We start from the raw sequence: 18,740 nt of genomic DNA, 5'->3' as shown, positions 1-18,740 counted from the left end.
GCAACAATAACAATAAAAAAGGGCAGGTCTCGAACCGCGCCCATTGCGAGGAAACGTCCATGGATACAGTGACCCTGAACCCGCAGACCCTGGCCGACCTGGGGCTCGAATTGAACGATTACGATCATATGGTCGGCAGCTTTTATGACGGCGCCCTGGACCCCAAAGTCATGGGCCGCACCTTGTGCGCCGTGCGCATGATGTTCAAGGCCAACTACGCCACGCTGATCCTGCGCGTGCCGGACCAGCCTGACCTCGGCCTGATGATCGTGGCGGGGGACATTGAAGGCGAAGGCGAGCTCACGTATCAGACCTACCCGCAAACCAACACACCGTTTACCGGTCAGGCGCTGGATCAGGTATTCACGGTCGAAGACTTGATGAGCGAGGCCGACTGGGTGGCGTCGGCGTATTTCAAGGCGTACTGCGGGCCGCAAAACGTGTACCACGTGATGGGGGCCGATATCTCAACGCCCGATGGCGGCAAACTGCGTTTTCGCATCACCCGGCCTAAATCTTCCCCCGCGTTTTCAGCCTCTGAACGCGCGTTGTGCAGCATGTTTTTGCCGCATTTGCGCCGCGCCCTGCACATGCACAACCTGCTGGACCGCAGCGAGTCCATCAGCGAGCTGTATTCCCAGGCCATCAGCCGCTTGTCCGTGGCCACCATCGTGCTGGATGAGACCGGCAAAGTGCTGCGCCTGAACCCGGTTGCCGAAGAAATTCTCAGCAGCGCTGATGGCCTGAAGCTGGTGGGCGGGCGTCTGGAGGCCACCTACCCGAGTGACAACCGCGAGTTGCAGCGGCTCGTCAAACACGCGTTCAGCGCTGAAGTGCGCGAGGGCGGGGTCACCGCGGACGCCATGTCCGTCACCCGGCCATCGGGTCAGGTCAGCCTTGGGGTGGTGGTCGAGGCGATCCCGTCGCTGGAATGGGCCGAGGGCAAAAGCAAGCCCGCCGCTGTGGTGTACATCCGCGACGCTGTGGGCAAGTCGCTGGCCAGCGAAGTGGTGACCAAGCAACTGTTCAACCTGACCAAGGCCGAAACGGCACTGGCGATGGAGTTGGCCAATGGTTTGTCGCTGGAAGAAGCCGCCGAAAACCTCAACATCCGGCGCAACACTGCCCGGGCTCACCTGCGCTCGATCTTTTCCAAGACCGGCGTGCGACGCCAGACCGAACTGGTGAGGATTCTGCTGAACAGCGTGGTCGCGCTGGGAAAGCCCAAGTGCGCCTTGCGAACGCCTGAAAAGGTGCTGGTGCCCGCCCCGCAATTGGCCCCGAAACCGCCCCGGCCCCTTCGCCAGACGGCCTAAGCGGCTGATATTCGCGAGCTGACGGCGAGGTGTGATATCGCCGTCGGCTCAATGCCCATCAGGCCGCCAAGGGCCTGCACTTAACGAGGAAAACCCTATGCCAGTTACAGCTGTCAGCGGTTCTGCATCCGGGATCGGCGCGGCCGTGTGTGAGGTGTTGCGCGCAGCCGGTCATCGCATCATCGGGATTGATCGCGCCCAGGCCGACGTGATCGCCGACTTGTCCAGCACAGCAGGCAGGCAAGGCGCGGTGGCGCAGGTGTTGGAGCAGTGCGAGGGCGTGCTGGACGGGCTGGTGTGTTGCGCCGGGCTGGGGGTGACCGCGTCGTCTAGCAGCCTGGTGCTGGCGGTCAATTATTTTGGCGTCAGTGAGTTGCTTGACGGGTTGGCCGAGGCGCTGTCAAAAGGCACGCAACCGGCCGCGCTGGTGATCGGTTCGGTGGCTGCAACCCACGCCGGCGCTGAGCAACAACCGATGGTGGCCGCCCTGTTGGCAGGGGAGGAAGCGCAGGCGCTGGCGTTGGCCGATGCCCTGGCTCAGCCGCACATCGCGTATGCGGGCTCCAAATACGCCGTCACCTGCGATGCGCGGCGCAAAGCGGTGCAATGGGCCGCCCAGGGCATCCGCCTGAATGTGATCGCCCCCGGCGCTGTCGAGACGCCGCTGCACCAAGCCGCCAAGGACGATGCCCGCTTCGGTCAGGCTGTGCGCGACTTTGTGGCGCCGCTGGGGCGTGCGGGCGACCCAGCCGAAATCGCGCAGGCCGTGGCCTTTTTGCAATCGCCGCAGGCCAGTTTCATCACCGGCAGCGTGCTGTTTGTCGATGGCGGGATGGATGCCAAGGCGCGTCCACAACGGTTTTAAACCCAAGGAATTGCCATGAATAAAGTCGCATTTGTGACCGGTGCCAGCCGTGGCATCGGGCGTGAAACCGCGTTGGCGTTTGCCCGTGCCGGGTTTGATTTGGCCATCAGCGCCCGCAGCGTGGAAGAAGGTGAGCGCCACACCCATGGGTTGTCAAACCCCGACGGCACGCCGTTGCCGGGCAGTCTGAACGGCACCGCCGAGGCGATCCGCGCGCTGGGTCGCAAGGCGCTGGTGGTCCCCATGGATTTGCTCGACAGCGCGTCGGTACTGGCTGCCAGCAAGGCGGTGTTTGCTGAATACGGCCGGGTGGATGTGCTGATCAATAACGCCATTTATCAGGGCAGCGATTTGAACGCAGCCTTTATGGCGCTGGACCCGACGACCCTTGAACGGGTGTTTCAAGGGTATGTGATGACGCCCTTTTTGCTGACCCGCGCCGTGGTCGACGGGATGCTGGAGCAGGGCGGCGGGGTGGTGATTAACGTGACCTCCGGTGCAGGCGAAAGCGACCCGCCCGTGGCGGCGGGCAAGGGCGGTTGGGGCTATGCCTATGGCGCGGGCAAGGCGGTGGTCTCAAGGCTGTCGGGGATTTTATCGGTGGAGCTGGGGGAGCAGGGCATCCGCGCCTATACGCTCAATCCGGGGGTGGTCACCACAGACGCCTTGCGGGCCACCATTGGCGACAAGGGTGTGATCGCCCTGCGGGCGGGGTCAGCGCCGCCCCAGGTGCCCGCGGCGGTGATGCTGTGGCTGGCCACCGATCCTGCGGCGGTGGATCATCAGCGCAAGACCATTCATTGCCAGCCTTTTGCACGTGAGCACGCGATTGTGCAGTGGTAGCCAAAGGTTGAGCCGGGGTGAGGGGCGGCTTCTAGTCCATCTGAACGATGAACCCGCGCCTGCCCTGGTTGAAGATCATCGGGCAGGTCCCGTGGCCTTTAACCGGAGGAATAATAAAAATGACTAAGCTCGCAGAAATCCACGTCGAAAATGCCCTGTCGCCGCGCTTCGGACGGGGGTGGCATTGCTTGGGTGAAGCGGACGAGTTCCGTGATGGCAAGCTGCATACGTTGAACATTTTCGGCACCCGGCTACTGGCTTTTTCCACTGCGTCAGGGGCGATCAGCGTGCTCGACGCGCACTGCCCGCACATGGGCGCGGACTTGTCCCAAGGCACGATTGAGAACGACCGCATCGTCTGCCCGTTCCATCATTGGCAATACGACGCCAGCGGCAAGTGCGTGGAAATCCCTTACTGCAAGCGCATCCCGCCCAAAGCCAAAACCCGCGCCTGGCAAACCTGTGAAGTCAACAAGCTGCTGTTCGTGTGGAACAACCCCGAAGGCAAGCCGCCCGCCGAAGACGTGGTGATCCCCCACTTGCCCGAGATGGACAGTGACGAGTGGCTGCACAGCTGGCACATGGACAAACTGATCATCAACACCCAGCCACGCGAGCTGGTCGATAACCTGGTGGACGCACAGCATTTCGGCCCAGTACACGGCACACCGACCAAGTACTTTCACAACGTTTTTCAGGGCCATATCGCCCAGCAGATTTTCCATGGCGACTCCGAGCGCCTGGGCGGTGATCTGGTCGCCGAATCGGCGTACTACGGCCCGGCCACGCACTTTACCCGCATGCGCGCCATGTTCGACGGTCAAGAGATCAAGTCCATCCTGCTCAACTGTCACGTGCCGATCGGCCCCAACAGTTTCGAATTGCGCTTTGGCTGCATGGTGAAAAAAGTGCCGGGCTGGAGTGACGCGCAAAACGAAGCGCTGGCCATCGATTACGTGCAGCGCAACCGCGACTCGTTCTATCAGGACGTGGACATCTGGACCCACAAGATTCGCGTCAACAACCCGGTGCTGGCGGAAGGCGACGGCCCCGTGTACCAGCTGCGCGAGTGGTATCAGCAGTTCTTCACCGATGAGGCCAGCATCCCGGCCAGCATGGCCGAGTGCCGCGAGTTCACCACGGTGGATAATCGCTGATCAACGCTGGCTTTTTGATCCACGCTGCTTAAGATGGCCCACAGTTAAACACCATCAGGCTTGGATCAAGGCCAATGTTGAACAAAGACACCATCGCCATTCAGTTGGTGCGCGAAGCGCTGTTGCAAAGCTGCGCTTCGCCGCTCGTCATGCAGGATGTGTTGCGCACCGTGGGGGTTGATCCGGCGCTGCTGGAAGACGCCGAAGGCCGCGTGCCTGCCCACACCTATGCGCGCATGTGGCGCTTGCTGGCGCAGCGTCTGGACGATGAATTTTTTGGCATGGACCCGCGCAAGCTGCGCGCCGGAAGCCTGGCGTTCATGTGCCGTGCGGCCATGGCACAGCCCACGCTGGTGCAGGGCCTGGAGCTGGTGCTGGGCTTTTTGTCGTTGATGCTCGAACGCCTGCCCGCCACGTTGGTGCGGCGCCAGAGCCTGGCCGAGATTGTCTTGCACGAGCCTGACGACAACCCGGCGCGGGCCTTCACCTACTTTACGTACTGGATGATTGTGCACGGGGTGGCGTGCTGGCTGGTCGGGCGGCGGATTCCGATCCTGGCCATCGAGCTGCGGTGTGCGCCGCCTGAGCATGGCGACGATTACGCGGTGATGTTTTCAGAGAATTTGCGTTTCGGGCGCCCGCGCACGCGGATGATTTTCGCGGCCGATTGCCTGGATGCGCCGATCAAGCGCACTGAGGGCGAACTGCAGCGTTTTTTGGCGCAGGCACCGGCCAATATTCTGGTCAAGTACCGCGACCCGCAAAGCCTGGCCAGTCAGATCAAGCACAGTTTGCGACAACTGCCTGCTGCGCAGTGGCCTGAGACTGAAGGCCTGGCGCACACGCTGTGCATGTCAGCCTCGACGTTACGCCGCCGTCTGGCCGAAGAAGGGCAGACGTATCAGGGGCTCAAGGACGGGGTACGCAAGGAGTTGGCCATCGGCTGGCTGGCCGAGCCTGAATTGAGTTTTGCCGACATCGCCTCCCACCTCGGGTTTGCCGACACCAGTTCGTTCTACAAAGCGTTTCGCAAATGGTCGGGGACCAACCCGGGGCATTACCGCAGCCTGATTCTGGGCGTCAATTGAACAGGCTTGCCGCAGTGACCGCGGCAGGCCTGTTCAACACGGTCAGTTGGCGGTCGAGCCGAGACCGGCCGTGGTCCGGGTTCGTCCTTCCAGCCGACGTTTCAGCCCTCGGGGTTCGATGATCAGTCTTGAGCCGCTGGCCGCGTTGGCCCGCGCCCACTCCTCCAGCAGTTCCAGGCAGGCATGGTCGATGTAACTGAGGTTGCCCAGTGGCACGTGCACGATCGAACCCGCAGGCACCCGGCCCAGGGTGCGCGTCAGCGCGGGGACTTTGAGGAAGGTCGCCGCGCCTGACAAGCGCAGCTCCATCTCATGCGGGGCCGATAACGGGGTGAGGCTGATTTTCAGGCGCGCCGCTTTCCAGGCCAGCTTGACCAGCGTCAGGGCAAAGCCCACCAGCACGCCCGTCAGCAAGTCGGTGAAGATGATCGCCAGTGCCGTGGCGGCATAGGTCAACATCGGCATGCGGCCATAACGGGCCAGGCCGCGAAAGGCTTTGACGTCCACCAGCTTGATCCCGGTATAGACCAGCACACCCGCGAGGCTTGCCACCGGGATGCGTTGCAGCACGCTGGACAGCAACACCACGAACGCCAGTAGCCATGCGCCGTGCAACATGGCCGACAGCCGCGTGGTGGCGCCGGCCTGAACGTTGGCCGAACTGCGCACGATCACCCCGGTCATCGGCAATGCCCCGAACAGGCCGCACAGCATGTTGCCGACGCCCTGAGCGCTGAGCTCCTTGTCAAAATCCGAGCGCTGGCCGTTGTGCATGCGATCCACTGCTGCTGCCGATAACAGGGTTTCGGCACTGGCAATGAAGGCGACCGTGAAGGCAGCCAGTAGCAGGGTCGGGTCAGCCAGATTGAGCAGGTCGGCGGGGCGCAGCCAGTCGATGGCATCGGCCAGGTTGTCCGGCACCTCGACCCGTTTGACCGACAGCTCCAGTAGCAGGCTGATCCCGGTGGTCAGGCCGACGCCCAGCAACGCGCCGGGAACAAATCGCAAACGCTGCGGGCGGCATTTGTCCCACAACGCCATCACCACAATGGTCCCCAGCCCCAACGCTCCGGCTTGCCAACCGAGGCCGCCGCCCAGCGTCGGCAGCGCTGCCAGCAACGCGTGCGGAAAGCCCGTCAGGTTCGCCAGCCCTGAGGGCTGCGGCGCGCCGTCGAGCATCACATGCAGTTGGGATAACACGATCAACACGCCAATCCCGGCGAGCATGCCATACACCACGGCCGGGGCGGTGACGCGGAACCAGCAGCCCAGCCGCAAACGCCCGGCCAGTAATTGCAAGAGGCCAGCCAGGAGCAGGATCGGCCCCAGCATGGCCATGCCGTGTTGGCGCACGATTTCAAAGACCAGCACCGCCAACCCGGCGGCCGGGCCGCTGACCTGTAACGGCGAGCCCGCCATCCAGCCCACCACCAGCCCGCCGATGATGCCGGTAATCAAGCCTTTGGCGGGCGGCATGCCGGAGGCGATGGCAATGCCCATGCACAGAGGCAGGGCGACCAGAAACACCACCACCGAGGCCATCAACTCGCGGGGCAAGTTTTTTCTCAAGTGTTCAGCACGCATGGAAATGCTCCCAAAACAGGTTCAAGCCAGCGCCACGTTCGGCTGCATGACGGGCAGCCGGGACGAGGCGCGGTCAATGTCGGTCAGAAGCGCGCTTTGGGCGTCGCAGAAGGGATGTTGTGCACGTCGTTCAAGGGCCTGAAAGCCGCTTGTTCGGCGTCGTAGGCGCTGATGTCGCTGGTTTCGATGTTGTAGATCCAGCCATGGATAAATAACTGGCCATTGGCCAGACGGGAGGCCACGGACGGGTGCGTACGCAGGTGCTGCAGCTGGGCAATCACGTTTTCTTCGGTCAGGCGGTGCATGCTGTCGGTTTCGCTGGCGCAGGCGCAGTTCTCTTGAACCATGGTCTTGGCCACTTCGGCATGGCGCAGCCAGGCTTTGACGGTGGGCATGGCTTCAAGGCTGTCGGGGTTGAGCACACCGCGCATCGCGCCGCAGTCCGAGTGCCCGCACACGATGATGTGCTGCACCCCCAGCACCAGATTGGCGTATTCAATGGCCGTGGACACGCCGCCGTTCATCTGACCGTAGGGCGGCACGACATTGCCGACATTGCGCGTGACAAACAAATCGCCGGGCGCGCTTTGCGTGATGAGTTCGGGGACGATGCGCGAATCGGCGCAGGCGATGAACATGGCGCGGGGACGTTGGGCGGTGGCCAGCTTTTTGAACAGGTCTTTCTGTTGCGGAAAGATGTCGTGATGAAAATGCAAAAAACCTTCGACGATGTGCTGCAGCGCTGCTTCGGGGGTGGCAGTGGCTGCAGCTATCGACTGATTATCCTTGGTACTCATCATTCATCCTCTTTTGGCAAAGCGAAGAGATTTCTGGTGGAGGCCAGAAACGGGCCGTCATTGACCCGAATGAAAAAAAGTACCGGTTGAAGCTTAACTAAAACTGAATTAACCGCTCTGGAACAAGGCTTTCATGATGGCATTAAGCAATGGCCGGGACGGTGCAGGGTGCGCTGATTCAGAGCAGCCACATGCCCACCAGCCCACTGAGGATGCCCACCAGCATGGTCATCACGGCCACACTGACGAGCACGCGGGTGTCGAAATCCTTGCGCAGCATCAACAGCGACGGCAGGCTCACGCTGGGCAGGGTCATCAGCAAGGCCACAGCAGGCGCGGTGCCCATGCCCAGTGCCATCATCGTTTGCACAATCGGGATTTCCGCCGCAGTGGGGATCACGAACAGCGTGCCGACAATCGCCAGGGGGACGAGCCACAGCAGGCTGTCGCTCATGGCGCCATCGACGTGCGGGAACAGCCACACGCGGGCCGCGCCCAGCAGCAAGACGGCCAGCAAATACACCGGAATGGTATTCCAGAACAATTGCCACAACGTGCGCGCCCAGCGCACCAAGAACGGGTCTTGATTGCCCTGGCTGGCATCGGAGATCGCGTCCAGCGCCGCGTCAGGAATGCTCTCCGGGCGTGAGATGCGCTGGGCAATCAGCGAGACGCCTATCACCAGCACCAACCCGGCCACCAGGCGTAATGCACTGAACCCCCAGCCCAGTACAAAGCCCATGAACACCAGCGTTGCCGGGTTCAGTACCGGGTTGGCAATCCAGAAGGCGAGGGCGGCGCCCACCGACACCTTCTGTCGGCGCATGCCGGCGGCAACCGGGGCCGCGCAACAGGTGCACATCATGCCCGGCAGGGCGAACAGCCCGCCGCGCAGGGTCGAACCCAGACCGGCCTTGCCGAACAGGCGCAGCAACCAGTCGCGCGGGATCAGCACTTGAATCAGCGAGCCGAGAATCACTGCCAGAACGGCGGCTTTCCAGATCGCCAGAAAATACACCTGGGCATACGCCAGTGCCGCGGCGAGGGGCTCGCCCTGGTTATCGTTGAGGATCGAGGCGCCAATGCTGTGGTTGTCTGCCGCCAAAAAGGCTTTGGCGTAGTAGGGCGACCACTTGACGTAATACAGGCCAATGCCTGCTATCAGCAGGAACAGCAGGGGCTTGCACCAGAATGACCAGCCCCGTGTAGGTTTGACTGAGGAAACACTGGACATAAACAGTTACCGGACATGAGGAAATTGCGGCGCATCATACGCCAATCCGGAGGCTGATTTATCTGCAAGGGGTGTCAGACCGCGCAAGCTGGCGCGATCTGTAGTGAAGCCTCACAAGGTTCTGATGGCGTTGCTGATTGCCCGCGCGCACTGGACGATGGCCGAGCCCATCTTGAGCTCTGCGTCTTCCATGCTCCAGCGGCTGCTGGGCGCCACCACGTGGACGGCTGCCACTGGCAGGCCATGGCTGCCGTACACCGGCGCGGCAAGGGTCATGTCCCCCAGGAACATTTCTTCCTTATTGGTGGCGTAGCCCTTGCTCCGGGCCGCTTGTATGCGTTCGAAAATAGCCGCCGGATCGGTCAGCGTGTGCTGGGTGAAAGGCCGAATATCGCTGGCTTGCAGGGCCGCGTGCACGTCTTCGTCAGGCAGTCCGCTGAGGTAGGCCCGTCCGCCGCCACTGAGGTACATGGGGATGCGGCTGCCAATCGGCATATGAATGGGGATGAATTTGGGCGCCACAAAACGCGCGACATACACCATGGACACGCCGTCAGGCTCGGTCAGGTTGACGGTTTCGCCAGTGAGTTGGTTGAGTTCCGCCAAGTAAGGATTTGCAACGTCAACGAGTGTGTCCGCGGCTAAATAGTTGTAGCCGATTTCCATAACTTTGGGCGTTAACTGGAAGCGGCGGCTTTGCGGATGCTTGCGGATATAGCCCAGCTCTTCGAGCGTGTGCACCATTCGCTGGGCGGAGCTTTTGCTAATGCCCGCAACCTGCGCAATATCAGCCAGGTTCATGGTTCGCCGTGCTGCGCCAAAGCCGCGCAATACCGCGAGGCCCTTCTCCAACGACTGATTGAAAAGGGGGTTATTGTGTTCGCTCATGACGCTTCCTTGGCGTTTATGTACGTTATAAATATCGATATCCGATACTTATAAATCTCTTTACGATTTAGGTAAATTGTTTATAGTCGATGCCGGCTTTTAACACCAGAGGGTGCGGAGGCTGTTTCAAGGCGTTATCAGGATAATAAAAGCGACCACAGGGAGATTCGCCATGCAGAAAAAATTTCAAGTGCTCACGCTCGTGTGTGCAATCGCCGCGGGCATGATGGGATCTGCCAGCGTACTGGCTACACCGACCTATCGCGTCGGGGCTACCGCCACAGGCATTCCGTTTACCTTCGTTGACATCAAAAGCGGGCATACCCAGGGCATGATGGTCGACGCGATTGAAGCCATCGGCAAAGCGGGCGGTTTCGAGACGGATATTCAACAAAGCGTCTTTTCTGCGCTGATTCCTTCATTGACGTCCAACAAGATCGACCTGATCTCGGCCGCCATGCTCAAAACCCCTGAGCGCGAGAAGGTCGTGCAGTACTCCGACCCGATTTACAGCTACGGTGAAGGGCTGATCCTTCAGGAAAAAGACCCTAAAACCTACACCAGCATGGCTGACCTGAAAGGGGAAATCGTCGGTGCCCAAGTGGGATCGGTCTTTATTGATGCCTTGAACAGGCATGGCGGTTTCAAGGAAGTGCGCAGCTACGACTCGGTGGCCGACATGATGCGCGACCTGCGGTTGGGCCGGATCAAGGCTGCATTCGGCGACCGTCCCATCGTGGCGTATCAAATGGCCACCAACCCCAAGCAGACCAAGGGGCTGAAACTGTCGGACACCTATAAGTCGGTCGTGGTGGGCGATGTGTGCATCGTGATGCGCCAGAACGACCCCGAAACACTTGCGCAAGTGAACAAGGGCATCGCCGCGATCAAGGCTGATGGCTCGCTGGACCGCATCATTGAGCAGTGGAAACTGAACTGATGATTCCTCGGCCCGCACGCTGCTGCGGGCCGTTTCATGTGTTGTTTCGCAGGTAACTTATGTTTCTCCAGGACGCGTTGGACTTCCTCCCGCTGTTGTTGAAAGGGGCGGTCGTTACTGTGCAAGTCACTGCGGGATCGTTCGTGCTGAGTTCGCTGATCGGTCTTGTATTCGCTTTGATGATGGTTTCCAAAATCCGCGCGGTGGCGTTGTTCGCCATAGGCGTGGTCAACGTGATTCGCGGTTTGCCCATCATCGTTCAGCTGTTTTATATCTATTTCGTATTGCCCGACTTCGGCATCCAGCTCAGCGCCATGCAGGCGGGTGTGATTGGTCTGGGCATCGCATACTCGGCCTATCAGGCCGAAAACTTCCGCGCCGGCATCCAGGCCATTGACCACGGCCAGATCGAAGCCGCCGAATCCATCGGCATGCGCGGCATGATGATCATGCGCCGCGTGGTATTGCCCCAGGCGTTCCGCATCGCCTTGCCGCCCTACGGCAATACGCTGGTGATGATGCTCAAGGACTCCTCGCTGGTGTCCACCATCACCGTGGCCGAGATGACCCGCCAAGGTCAGTTGATCGCCTCTTCGACGTTCGAAAACATGACGGTGTACACCTTGGTGGCCTTGCTTTACCTGTCAATGAGCCTGCCGTTGTCCTTCGGTTTGCGTCGCCTGGAAGCACGCTTCGCGACGCGGAGAACCTCATGATTGAACTCAAGGGTGTGTACAAGCATTTCGGCAGCGTCCCGGTGCTTGAAGGGGTGGATCTGCAAGTCGGGCAAGGCGAAGTGGTGTGCCTGATCGGCCCTTCGGGGTCGGGCAAATCGACGCTGTTGCGGTGCATCAACGGCCTGGAAAGTTACAACCGGGGCGAGATCCTGGTCAGCGGCCAACGCGTGGACCGCAACGACAAGAGCATCCATCAGTTACGCACGCGTGTGGCCATGGTGTTTCAGCGTTTTAATCTGTTCCCGCACCGCACGGCGCTCGAAAACGTGATGGAAGGGCCGATTTACGTGCTCAAGCAACACCCGCAAGCGGCGCGCAAGCAGGCCACGGCGCTGCTCGAAAAAGTCGGTCTGGCCCACCGCATGGACGCCTACCCGGACGCCTTGTCCGGCGGGCAGCAGCAACGCGTGGCGATTGCCCGCGCGCTGGCCATGAACCCGCAAGCCATTTTGTTCGATGAGCCGACCTCGGCCCTCGACCCGGAACTGGTGGGTGAAGTGCTCACGGTCATGCGGCGTCTGGCCGACGAGGGCATGACCATGATCGTCGTCACCCATGAGATGGGATTTGCCCGGGATGTCGCGGACAAAGTGTGTTTCTTGCACAGCGGCCACATTGTCGAGGCCGGGCCTGCCAAAACAGTGCTGAGCGCCCCGCAACACCCGCGTACCCAGGATTTTCTGCGACGTCTGCTGAACCAGACGGACGAGGTTACCTCATGAAATCTGCTTCCAGCGGTCAGTTGCCGCCTTCGCTGTGGTCAGCCACGGCCCGGCCCGGCGCCATGACGCCGCCGCTCAGTGAAAACAAACGCGTGGACGTGGCCATTGTCGGGGCCGGATACACCGGGCTGGTCACGGCATTAAGGCTGGCCGAAGCAGGCATCAGCGTGTGCGTGCTGGACGCTGGCGAACCCGGGTGGGGGGCATCGGGTCGCAACGGCGGGCAAGTGATTCCGGGCCTCAAGTACGACCCCGATCAGTTGCTCCAGCGTTACGGCGAGACGCGCGGCGAGCGCATCATCGAGGCCTGCGGAGGGGCTGCCGATGAAGTCTTTGCCTTGATTCGCGAGTACAGCATCGCCTGCGAAGCCAGCCGTAAAGGCTGGATCCAGCCCGCCGTGTCCGCCGTATCCATGAAAGCGCTTGAACACCGGGCCCGGCAATGGCAGCAACGAGGGATTGCCGCCGAGATTCTGGACCGTGATGCGGTATGCCAGCGTCTGGGTACGCACAATTATCTGGGCGGCTGGGTCGACCCGCGCGCGGGCAGTTTGCATCCGCTGAACTATGCCCGCGGGTTGGCCAAGTCAGCGTTGGGCCGTGGCGTCACCATTCACAGCCAAAGCCGGGTGACCGATTTGCGGCGTGTGGGGCAACAATGGCAATTGACCACTGCCCAAGGCAACACGGTCAGCGCCGATAGGGTGGTGCTGGCCACCAACGGGTACACCGACAACCTGTGGCCGGGCTTGCGCCAGACCGTACTGGCGGCCAACAGCTTCATCATCGCCACCCGTCCGCTGCCCCCTGACTTGCGCAAGACCATCTTGCCGGGAGGTGAAGTGTGTTCGGATGCGCGTCGCCTGTTGCTGTACTTCAAGATGGATGCCCAGGGCCGCTTGTTGCTGGGCGGTCGCGGGCCGTTTGCGGAGCCGACCCGGGCCGGGGACTGGACGCATCTGGAACGCTCAATGGTGATGCTGTTCCCGCAACTGGCCGGGGTGGCCGTCGAATACCGCTGGAGCGGGCGCATTGCGTTGAATCAGAGTGTGTTGCCGCAGCTGCATGAACCTCAGCCGGGACTGTCGATACTGATGGGCTACAACGGCCGCGGGATTGCCATGTCGACCCTGTTGGGCAAGCATCTGGCGGCGCGCGTGGCGGGAACCGACAGTGACTTCCCGTTCCCGGTCACGCCCATTCGCAGCATCCCGTTCCACAGCCTGCAACGCTTGTACGTTGCCGCCGGGATCACCTACTACCGAATGCTCGATGCCCTGAACTGAACTGCGCAACGGCAAGCAATTGCTTGCCGTTGCCTGGGCGTCAATCGTCGGTTTTGATGGTGGCCACGTCGTCAGCCTTGATCCTGATGTGCTTGCCGGCAATGTCCACGAACTCGTAGAAGCCGTCGTTGGTTTTGGTTTTTGGCAGGTCTTTGGTCAGGTATTGCGTGCCGTTTTGCAGGGTCACCACGCTCGGCGAGGCGCACCCGGCCAGCCCCAGCATTGCCACCATCACCAACGGTACAGCGATCACATTGATCTTCATGCAAGCTCCTCGAGCATTCAAATGTAAGGATTAAACGCACGGGCTTTTATGCAAAAGCCAGTGTCGGAAAATAACTGCTGCCTCTGACAACGTTTTATGCCGAGAGTGCGCCAGGTAGTCAGCATTACCGCTGATACATTCATAAGGGCCGACGCGCCGCAGCACGCCGCTGTCGATTTTGTCCCTGACCATAAAATCCCAGCCCAGCCCGACGCCCATGCCTTGCATGATTGCCTGATAGGCCAGCGTCACTTGGTTGAACAGCGGGCTGTCGGGCGAGGGGGTGTGCTCAATCGCGAAATGCCGGAACCAGTCGCGCCAGTCCATGCAGTTCCAGCCGGATGAATCCAGCTCGATCAGGGGCAGCGTTTGCACATCAGACGGTGCGCCAATGTCTGCCACAGGCAAGTCAGCGCTGACCACCGGGTACACGCATTCGGCAAACAAGAGATGGGCATCCAGTGATGACCACTTGCCATTACCGTACAAGATCGAGAAATCGTAATCCGCTGTACTCGACTCGTCCAGACCATTATTGGCGTGGATGTTGACCGTGATCCCGGGGTGAGCGGTGTTGAACGCCAGTAGACGCGGAAAGAGCCAGAACTGTGCCACAGCGTGGGTACACTGCACCGTCACGGCAGTAGGCGCATGTTCCACCTTGATCCGGTTGACACTGTGTTGCAGTCGCTCAAGCATCGCGCTGACTTCTGCAAACAGGCCGGCGCCCGCGCGGGTCAGGCTGATACCCCGGGCTTGACGCTCGAACAACGAGAGTCCGAGGGCATCTTCAAGGGTGCGAATCTGTTTGCTGACGGCGCTTTGGGTCAGGCACAGCTCGGTTGCGGCGCGGGTAAAGCTGCCATTACGGGCAACCGCCTCGAACGTGATCAGCGTGTCGAGCGGTGGCAAGTGTTTCAGGTAGCGGCTCACGGGTGTTCCTGTGGGGCAGACTCTGCGGGTGGGCTGCAAGTGTGTTGGATTATTCCCATAAGGAATGCCTGAATGCCAAATGCTCTTTAGTCACTCAAGCGTGGAATGCCTATTCTTGCAGCCTCTTTCAGGTTGTGAGCATACGTAATGAAGCGCGGGATAGTCTATGCCGGCATGGCAGGTGCCGTGTGGGGGTGGGTGTTTTTGGTGCCGGTGCTGTTACCGGAGTTCAGTCCGCTGCTCCTCAGTTGTGCCCGTTTTATCCTGTACGGCGCAGTGTCGGCACTGTTGATACTGCCCAACGCCAAGCGCTTGCTGACCCAACTGACCCTGCGCGACGTAATGACACTGGTGAAGCTCGCCCTGTTGGGCAACCTGATTTATTACATGCTGCTGGCCGCCGCCGTGCAGTGGGTGGGGATCGCCGTGGCGTCACTGATCATCGGCGTATTGCCGTTGACCATCAGTTGGCTGGGCCGCAGCGATGCGGGGGCCGTGCCGCTGACTCGCCTGATCTGGCCGTTGCTGCTGGTGCTGGCCGGGATGCTGTGCATCAACCTTGAGGCCTTGTCTGGCGCCGATGTCGGGCAACCGTTGGCTGAAAAAATACTGGGCATTGCCTGTGCCATGGGCGCACTGGTGTGCTGGACGGGATTTGCCACAGCCAACGCGCGGTACTTGAAACACAGTTCATTCACCAGCAGTGAATGGTCGAGCTTGTGGGGCGTGACCACGGGTGTGCTGGGGCTTTTGATCTGGGCCGTCGCCCATGCGCTGTCGCTGGAGGCTGCGCACGCCGACGTCAGTGACGCCCGCTGGCAGGGGTTCTGGGCGATCAATCTGGCGTGTGCGGTCGTCGGCTCATGGTTCGGCAACCGGCTGTGGAATGCGGCTTCGCGGCGGCTGCCGCTGACCTTGAGCGGCCAGTTGATCGTGTTTGAAACACTGTTCGCGCTGTTTTATGGCTTTGTCTATGTGCAGCGCTGGCCGACGTTGCTGGAATCACTGGCCGTGATCCTGCTGTTAAGTGGCGTCAGTTGGGCCGTACGCCGTCATGCGTCCGCCCGCCAGGCACTGGCCTGATCAGCTCGGGCAGGCTTTGGCGCCGTTGTTCAGCCCTTGTTTATCGACGCGGCTGAGCAGGGTGGCTTTGCCGTTGTGCCAGGTCAGGGTCAGTACATACAGGGAGTCGAAATCGCTGTCGGCCCAGTCTTCGGTCAGCGAGACTTTTTTTCCGGTGGCCTTGCCCGCGACCGTGTTAATCAGCTCGGGTAGGTAGCCATGGGACCAGGCGGTGTAGACGGTCGAGTTGTGGTACTTGTCGTCTGTCAGCTCGTTGGCCAGTTGCCGTGTATCGTTGGCCGAAAACTCCAGATTGATGGGCAAGCCCAGTTTGATGGCGCTGGGGTTGATGGTCATCATCGGCCGCACATAGCTGTAGGCGTCATCCTCGGCGCCTTCTTCGACCTGACGCGACGGGTTGGCGGCGAACACGTAATCCGCCTTGCCATATTTCTGCGGCAGCAACGTCGCCAGATCAATGGCGCGGTTCAGGCCCTGGCAGGTCAGTTGCCCCAGACCGTCAGCCGGTTTTTCAGCGTGGCGCATGAACACCAGGGTCTGAACCCCATCGGCCGGTTGGGCGAAAGCGTCTTCGACGTGGGAGCTAAGGCTGACAGTGCCCGCGATCAGCAGCAGCGGGACAGCGGCTAACGCGAAGCGGTTTTTTTTCCAGTCGATCGGGAACATGAAGGTCTTCTGTATCAAATCGGGCGAGTGCGCTCCTTGTCGTACAAACACCGAAGTGCCCGTCATCCTTGAACAAAGTGTTCATTAGACGCGCATTTTGAAATTGGTTCGCTCTCACTTTAGTTGCAGACGTTTCTGAATGCTTCCAGGGATTAAACTGACGAGTACTGGTAAGGCGGTGTTCAATTGGCCATCATTGAACGGCCTTCATCCTTAAGAGGTTGTGCCGATGTTACCTGCTCCGCTCAGACCCCCGATCAACCCCGTACACCTGCGCGTGCGAGCCTGGCGAGGGCGGGTCGGCTTGGGGTTGGTGGCGAGCCTTTCGGTGCTGGCTGGCATGACCGATGCCATCGGGTTTCTGGCCACGGGCGATTTCGTGTCGTTCATGAGCGGTAACACCACGCGCCTGGCGGTGGCGATCAGTCAGGGGGATGCGAGCCTGGTGTTGCGCCTGTTCTTTGCCGTGCTGGCGTTCATCGCAGGCAACACGCTGGGCATTTTGCTCGGGCGTTGGGGCGGACGCCGCGCCTTGCCCTTGATGCTGGTCATTGCCGGGCTGTTGTGTGCCGCCGGGCTGGTGCCATTTGCGTCGCAGGTGCCGGCCTTGCTGGCGGCCATACTGGCGATGGGCATGCTTAATGCGGCTGTGGAGCAGGTCAACGGGTTGCCGGTGGGGCTGACGTACGTGACCGGGGCGCTGTCGCGTTTCGGCCGCGGTCTGGGGCGCTGGCTGCTGGGCGAGCGCAAGAGCGGCTGGCGCGTGCAACTGGTGCCCTGGAGCGGCATGTTGCTAGGCGCGGTGTTGGGCGCCTGGCTGGAGGCTCGGTTCGGCGTCAGGGCGATGTTATTCAGCGCGGGGTTTGCCTGCGTGCTCGGTGTGATCTCCTTGCGCATCCCGCGCCGCTGGCAGCGCGATTACATGCCGCGTTAAGCCCCTGTTTGTCTGCGACTGCGCGACGGGTAGACTGGCGCCACGCACGGGCCTGCCCCAATCAATAAACAGGAGTTGTTGTGTCCCAGTCTGTCGATGACCATTCGCCCCTCGAGTCATTCTCTCTTGAAAGCCCGGCGCCCCTGTACGCGCGGGTCAAACAGGCCATCGTGCAGAAAATCCGCTCCGGTGCCTGGCTCCCCAATACGAAGTTGCCGTCCGAAAGCGAGTTGCTCCAGCAATTGGGCGTGAGCCGCATGACCATCAACCGTGCCTTGCGCGAGCTGACCATCGAAGGCCTGCTGGTGCGCATGCAAGGCGTGGGGACGTTTGTGGCGATGCCCAAGGGCACGGCGGCACTGTTCGAAATTCACAATATCGCGCAGGAAATCGCTGATCGCGGCCATGTACACCGCAGCGACGTGATGGTGCTTGAAGAGGTCCCGGCCAAGGCCAGCCCGACCTTGCCCTTCGCCCTGGACGGTATCGAGCGGCTGTTTCATTCGGTGATCGTGCATTACGAAAACGAGGTGCCGGTGCAAATCGAGGAGCGTTTCGTCAATGCGCAGATTGCGCCTCTTTATCTGCAGCAGGACTTCACCCGCACCACGGCCTACGCCTACTTGATGGACCTTGCGCCGCTGACCGGGGGCGAGCATGTGGTGGAAGCCATTCATGCCACCTCGGCGGAGTGCCGTTTGCTAGGCATCAAACGAAACGAAGCGTGCCTGATGATTCGCCGCCGCACCTGGTCGGCCCAAGGCGTGGTGGGGTGCGCGCGACTGGTGTATCCGGGCTCGCGCTATCGGTTGCAAGGGCAGTGTGGGCACTGAGTGGGCACTGAGTGGGCGTTGGCGCGGGCGGGCGTGTTACCCGCGTTACTTATGGTGCAGTTCCGTTACCTTTTTGCCGGTCTGCGCACCAAGTTGCGGCAACTTTTCACGTGCTTTCGCTAAGAACGAGCTGAGTCCTGAAAATCTGAATTTTTATAACATCTTGATTTAAATAATATTTTCCTATTGTCATGGCACGCGTCTCAGAAGGCGCGCTGCATGTTGGCCCTTCACTTGCATTCACTTGTACATACAGGTTGGTATAAGTGCGCAGTTGCCGCACTGCACCTCATGTCGTTGATGCCATTTGATGAAGGATTACTGCATGACAACTGCTCACACCCGTCACCGCGACGGTGAAATCCGCGCCGCCCGTGGCACCCGTCTTACGGCTAAAAGCTGGATGACCGAAGCCCCGCTGCGGATGTTGATGAACAACCTTGACCCGCAAGTGGCCGAGAACCCGACCGAGCTGGTGGTGTATGGCGGCATTGGCCGGGCAGCACGCAACTGGGACTGCTACGACAAAATTGTCGAAAGCCTCACTCACCTCAATGACGACGAGACCT

Annotated in this window: 19 protein-coding genes and 1 pseudogene; 13 read left to right on the top strand and 7 right to left on the bottom strand. The window is 60.9% G+C overall.

The genetic code is table 11. The annotated features are described in order from the left end of the window. The first annotated feature begins 59 nt into the window (after positions 1-59). The 5 genes from TU74_RS08670 to TU74_RS08650 all read left to right on the top strand — a co-directional run bounded on the left by TU74_RS08670 (position 60) and on the right by TU74_RS08650 (position 5,269). On the top strand, positions 60-1,316 hold the full coding sequence (locus TU74_RS08670) for a helix-turn-helix transcriptional regulator (RefSeq protein WP_047291404.1): 1,257 nt from the start codon (positions 60-62) through the stop codon (positions 1,314-1,316). A gap of 97 nt (positions 1,317-1,413) precedes the next feature. After that, complete coding sequence (locus TU74_RS08665) at positions 1,414-2,181, top strand: SDR family oxidoreductase (protein ID WP_048376057.1); 768 nt, start codon at positions 1,414-1,416, stop codon at positions 2,179-2,181. A 15-nt stretch (positions 2,182-2,196) separates the two neighbouring features. After that, positions 2,197-3,024 (top strand): SDR family NAD(P)-dependent oxidoreductase, encoded by an 828-nt coding sequence (locus TU74_RS08660; RefSeq protein WP_047291406.1) that lies wholly within the window; start codon positions 2,197-2,199, stop codon positions 3,022-3,024. A gap of 119 nt (positions 3,025-3,143) precedes the next feature. Then, complete coding sequence (locus TU74_RS08655) at positions 3,144-4,181, top strand: 3-ketosteroid-9-alpha-monooxygenase, oxygenase component (protein ID WP_047274783.1); 1,038 nt, start codon at positions 3,144-3,146, stop codon at positions 4,179-4,181. Between the two features lie 74 nt (positions 4,182-4,255). After that, positions 4,256-5,269, top strand: coding sequence for an AraC family transcriptional regulator (locus TU74_RS08650; RefSeq protein WP_047280574.1), 1,014 nt, complete (start codon positions 4,256-4,258; stop codon positions 5,267-5,269). A gap of 42 nt (positions 5,270-5,311) precedes the next feature. Here the strand turns inward: TU74_RS08650 and TU74_RS08645 are convergent, their stop codons facing one another. From TU74_RS08645 to TU74_RS08630, 4 genes are all read right to left on the bottom strand, one after another. Continuing rightward, positions 5,312-6,853, bottom strand: a complete 1,542-nt coding sequence (locus TU74_RS08645) for a SulP family inorganic anion transporter (RefSeq protein WP_048376055.1) — start codon at positions 6,851-6,853, stop codon at positions 5,312-5,314. A gap of 83 nt (positions 6,854-6,936) precedes the next feature. Further along, the gene (locus TU74_RS08640) at positions 6,937-7,650 is read right to left on the bottom strand and encodes a carbonic anhydrase (RefSeq protein WP_047274963.1); all 714 of its coding nucleotides are present in this window, start codon (positions 7,648-7,650) and stop codon (positions 6,937-6,939) included. A 178-nt stretch (positions 7,651-7,828) separates the two neighbouring features. Continuing rightward, positions 7,829-8,884, bottom strand: a complete 1,056-nt coding sequence (locus TU74_RS08635; RefSeq protein ID WP_047274777.1) for a permease — start codon at positions 8,882-8,884, stop codon at positions 7,829-7,831. Between the two features lie 111 nt (positions 8,885-8,995). Next, complete coding sequence (locus TU74_RS08630) at positions 8,996-9,772, bottom strand: IclR family transcriptional regulator (RefSeq protein WP_047274775.1); 777 nt, start codon at positions 9,770-9,772, stop codon at positions 8,996-8,998. 172 nt (positions 9,773-9,944) lie between these two features. On the opposite strand from TU74_RS08630, the gene TU74_RS08625 reads away from it, so the two are divergent. The 4 genes from TU74_RS08625 to TU74_RS08610 are packed head-to-tail and all read left to right on the top strand — an operon-like array spanning position 9,945 to position 13,457. After that, complete coding sequence (locus TU74_RS08625; RefSeq protein WP_047291409.1) at positions 9,945-10,712, top strand: ABC transporter substrate-binding protein; 768 nt, start codon at positions 9,945-9,947, stop codon at positions 10,710-10,712. A gap of 59 nt (positions 10,713-10,771) precedes the next feature. Then, entirely contained in the window at positions 10,772-11,428 is a 657-nt protein-coding gene (locus TU74_RS08620; protein WP_047274771.1) for an amino acid ABC transporter permease, read from the top strand. Further along, complete coding sequence (locus TU74_RS08615; RefSeq protein ID WP_048376052.1) at positions 11,425-12,171, top strand: amino acid ABC transporter ATP-binding protein; 747 nt, start codon at positions 11,425-11,427, stop codon at positions 12,169-12,171. The genes TU74_RS08620 and TU74_RS08615 overlap by 4 nt, the downstream gene beginning before the upstream one ends. Beyond that, positions 12,168-13,457 (top strand): NAD(P)/FAD-dependent oxidoreductase, encoded by a 1,290-nt coding sequence (locus TU74_RS08610; RefSeq protein ID WP_048376050.1) that lies wholly within the window; start codon positions 12,168-12,170, stop codon positions 13,455-13,457. Before TU74_RS08615 ends, TU74_RS08610 begins: the two co-directional genes overlap by 4 nt. 40 nt (positions 13,458-13,497) lie before the next feature. Here TU74_RS08610 and TU74_RS08605 read toward each other — a convergent pair whose 3' ends face one another. Together TU74_RS08605 and TU74_RS08600 are read right to left on the bottom strand one after the other, a co-directional pair. Further along, entirely contained in the window at positions 13,498-13,722 is a 225-nt protein-coding gene (locus TU74_RS08605) for a YgdI/YgdR family lipoprotein (RefSeq protein WP_047274766.1), read from the bottom strand. 30 nt (positions 13,723-13,752) lie between these two features. Beyond that, entirely contained in the window at positions 13,753-14,655 is a 903-nt protein-coding gene (locus TU74_RS08600) for a LysR substrate-binding domain-containing protein (protein WP_048376048.1), read from the bottom strand. 147 nt (positions 14,656-14,802) lie between these two features. Here TU74_RS08600 and TU74_RS08595 point away from each other — a divergent pair, with 147 nt between their 5' ends. Beyond that, on the top strand, positions 14,803-15,738 hold the full coding sequence (locus tag TU74_RS08595; protein WP_048376045.1) for a DMT family transporter: 936 nt from the start codon (positions 14,803-14,805) through the stop codon (positions 15,736-15,738). Here TU74_RS08595 and TU74_RS08590 read toward each other — a convergent pair whose 3' ends face one another. Next, positions 15,739-16,404: a histidine phosphatase family protein gene (locus TU74_RS08590; protein WP_047274763.1), complete on the bottom strand. Its 666-nt coding sequence runs from the start codon at positions 16,402-16,404 to the stop codon at positions 15,739-15,741. It abuts the gene before it with no gap. 229 nt (positions 16,405-16,633) lie between these two features. Between TU74_RS08590 and TU74_RS08585 the strand changes: the two genes are divergently transcribed. From TU74_RS08585 to TU74_RS08575, 3 genes and pseudogenes are all read left to right on the top strand, one after another. Then, a complete protein-coding gene (locus TU74_RS08585) occupies positions 16,634-17,338 on the top strand; it encodes a YoaK family protein (protein ID WP_047274762.1) in 705 nt (234 codons plus the stop codon). Positions 17,339-17,418: 80 nt separating this feature from the next. Further along, entirely contained in the window at positions 17,419-18,171 is a 753-nt protein-coding gene (gene hutC / locus TU74_RS08580; RefSeq protein ID WP_047282457.1) for a histidine utilization repressor, read from the top strand. Between the two features lie 325 nt (positions 18,172-18,496). Then, positions 18,497-18,740: pseudogene (locus tag TU74_RS08575) on the top strand (urocanate hydratase); the annotation flags it as partial.

Origin of the sequence: Pseudomonas lundensis, from assembly GCF_001042985.1 — a bacterium.
GTDB classification, from domain to species: Bacteria; Pseudomonadota; Gammaproteobacteria; order Pseudomonadales; family Pseudomonadaceae; genus Aquipseudomonas; species Aquipseudomonas lundensis.
This window is presented reverse-complemented; position numbering and strand designations above follow the sequence as displayed.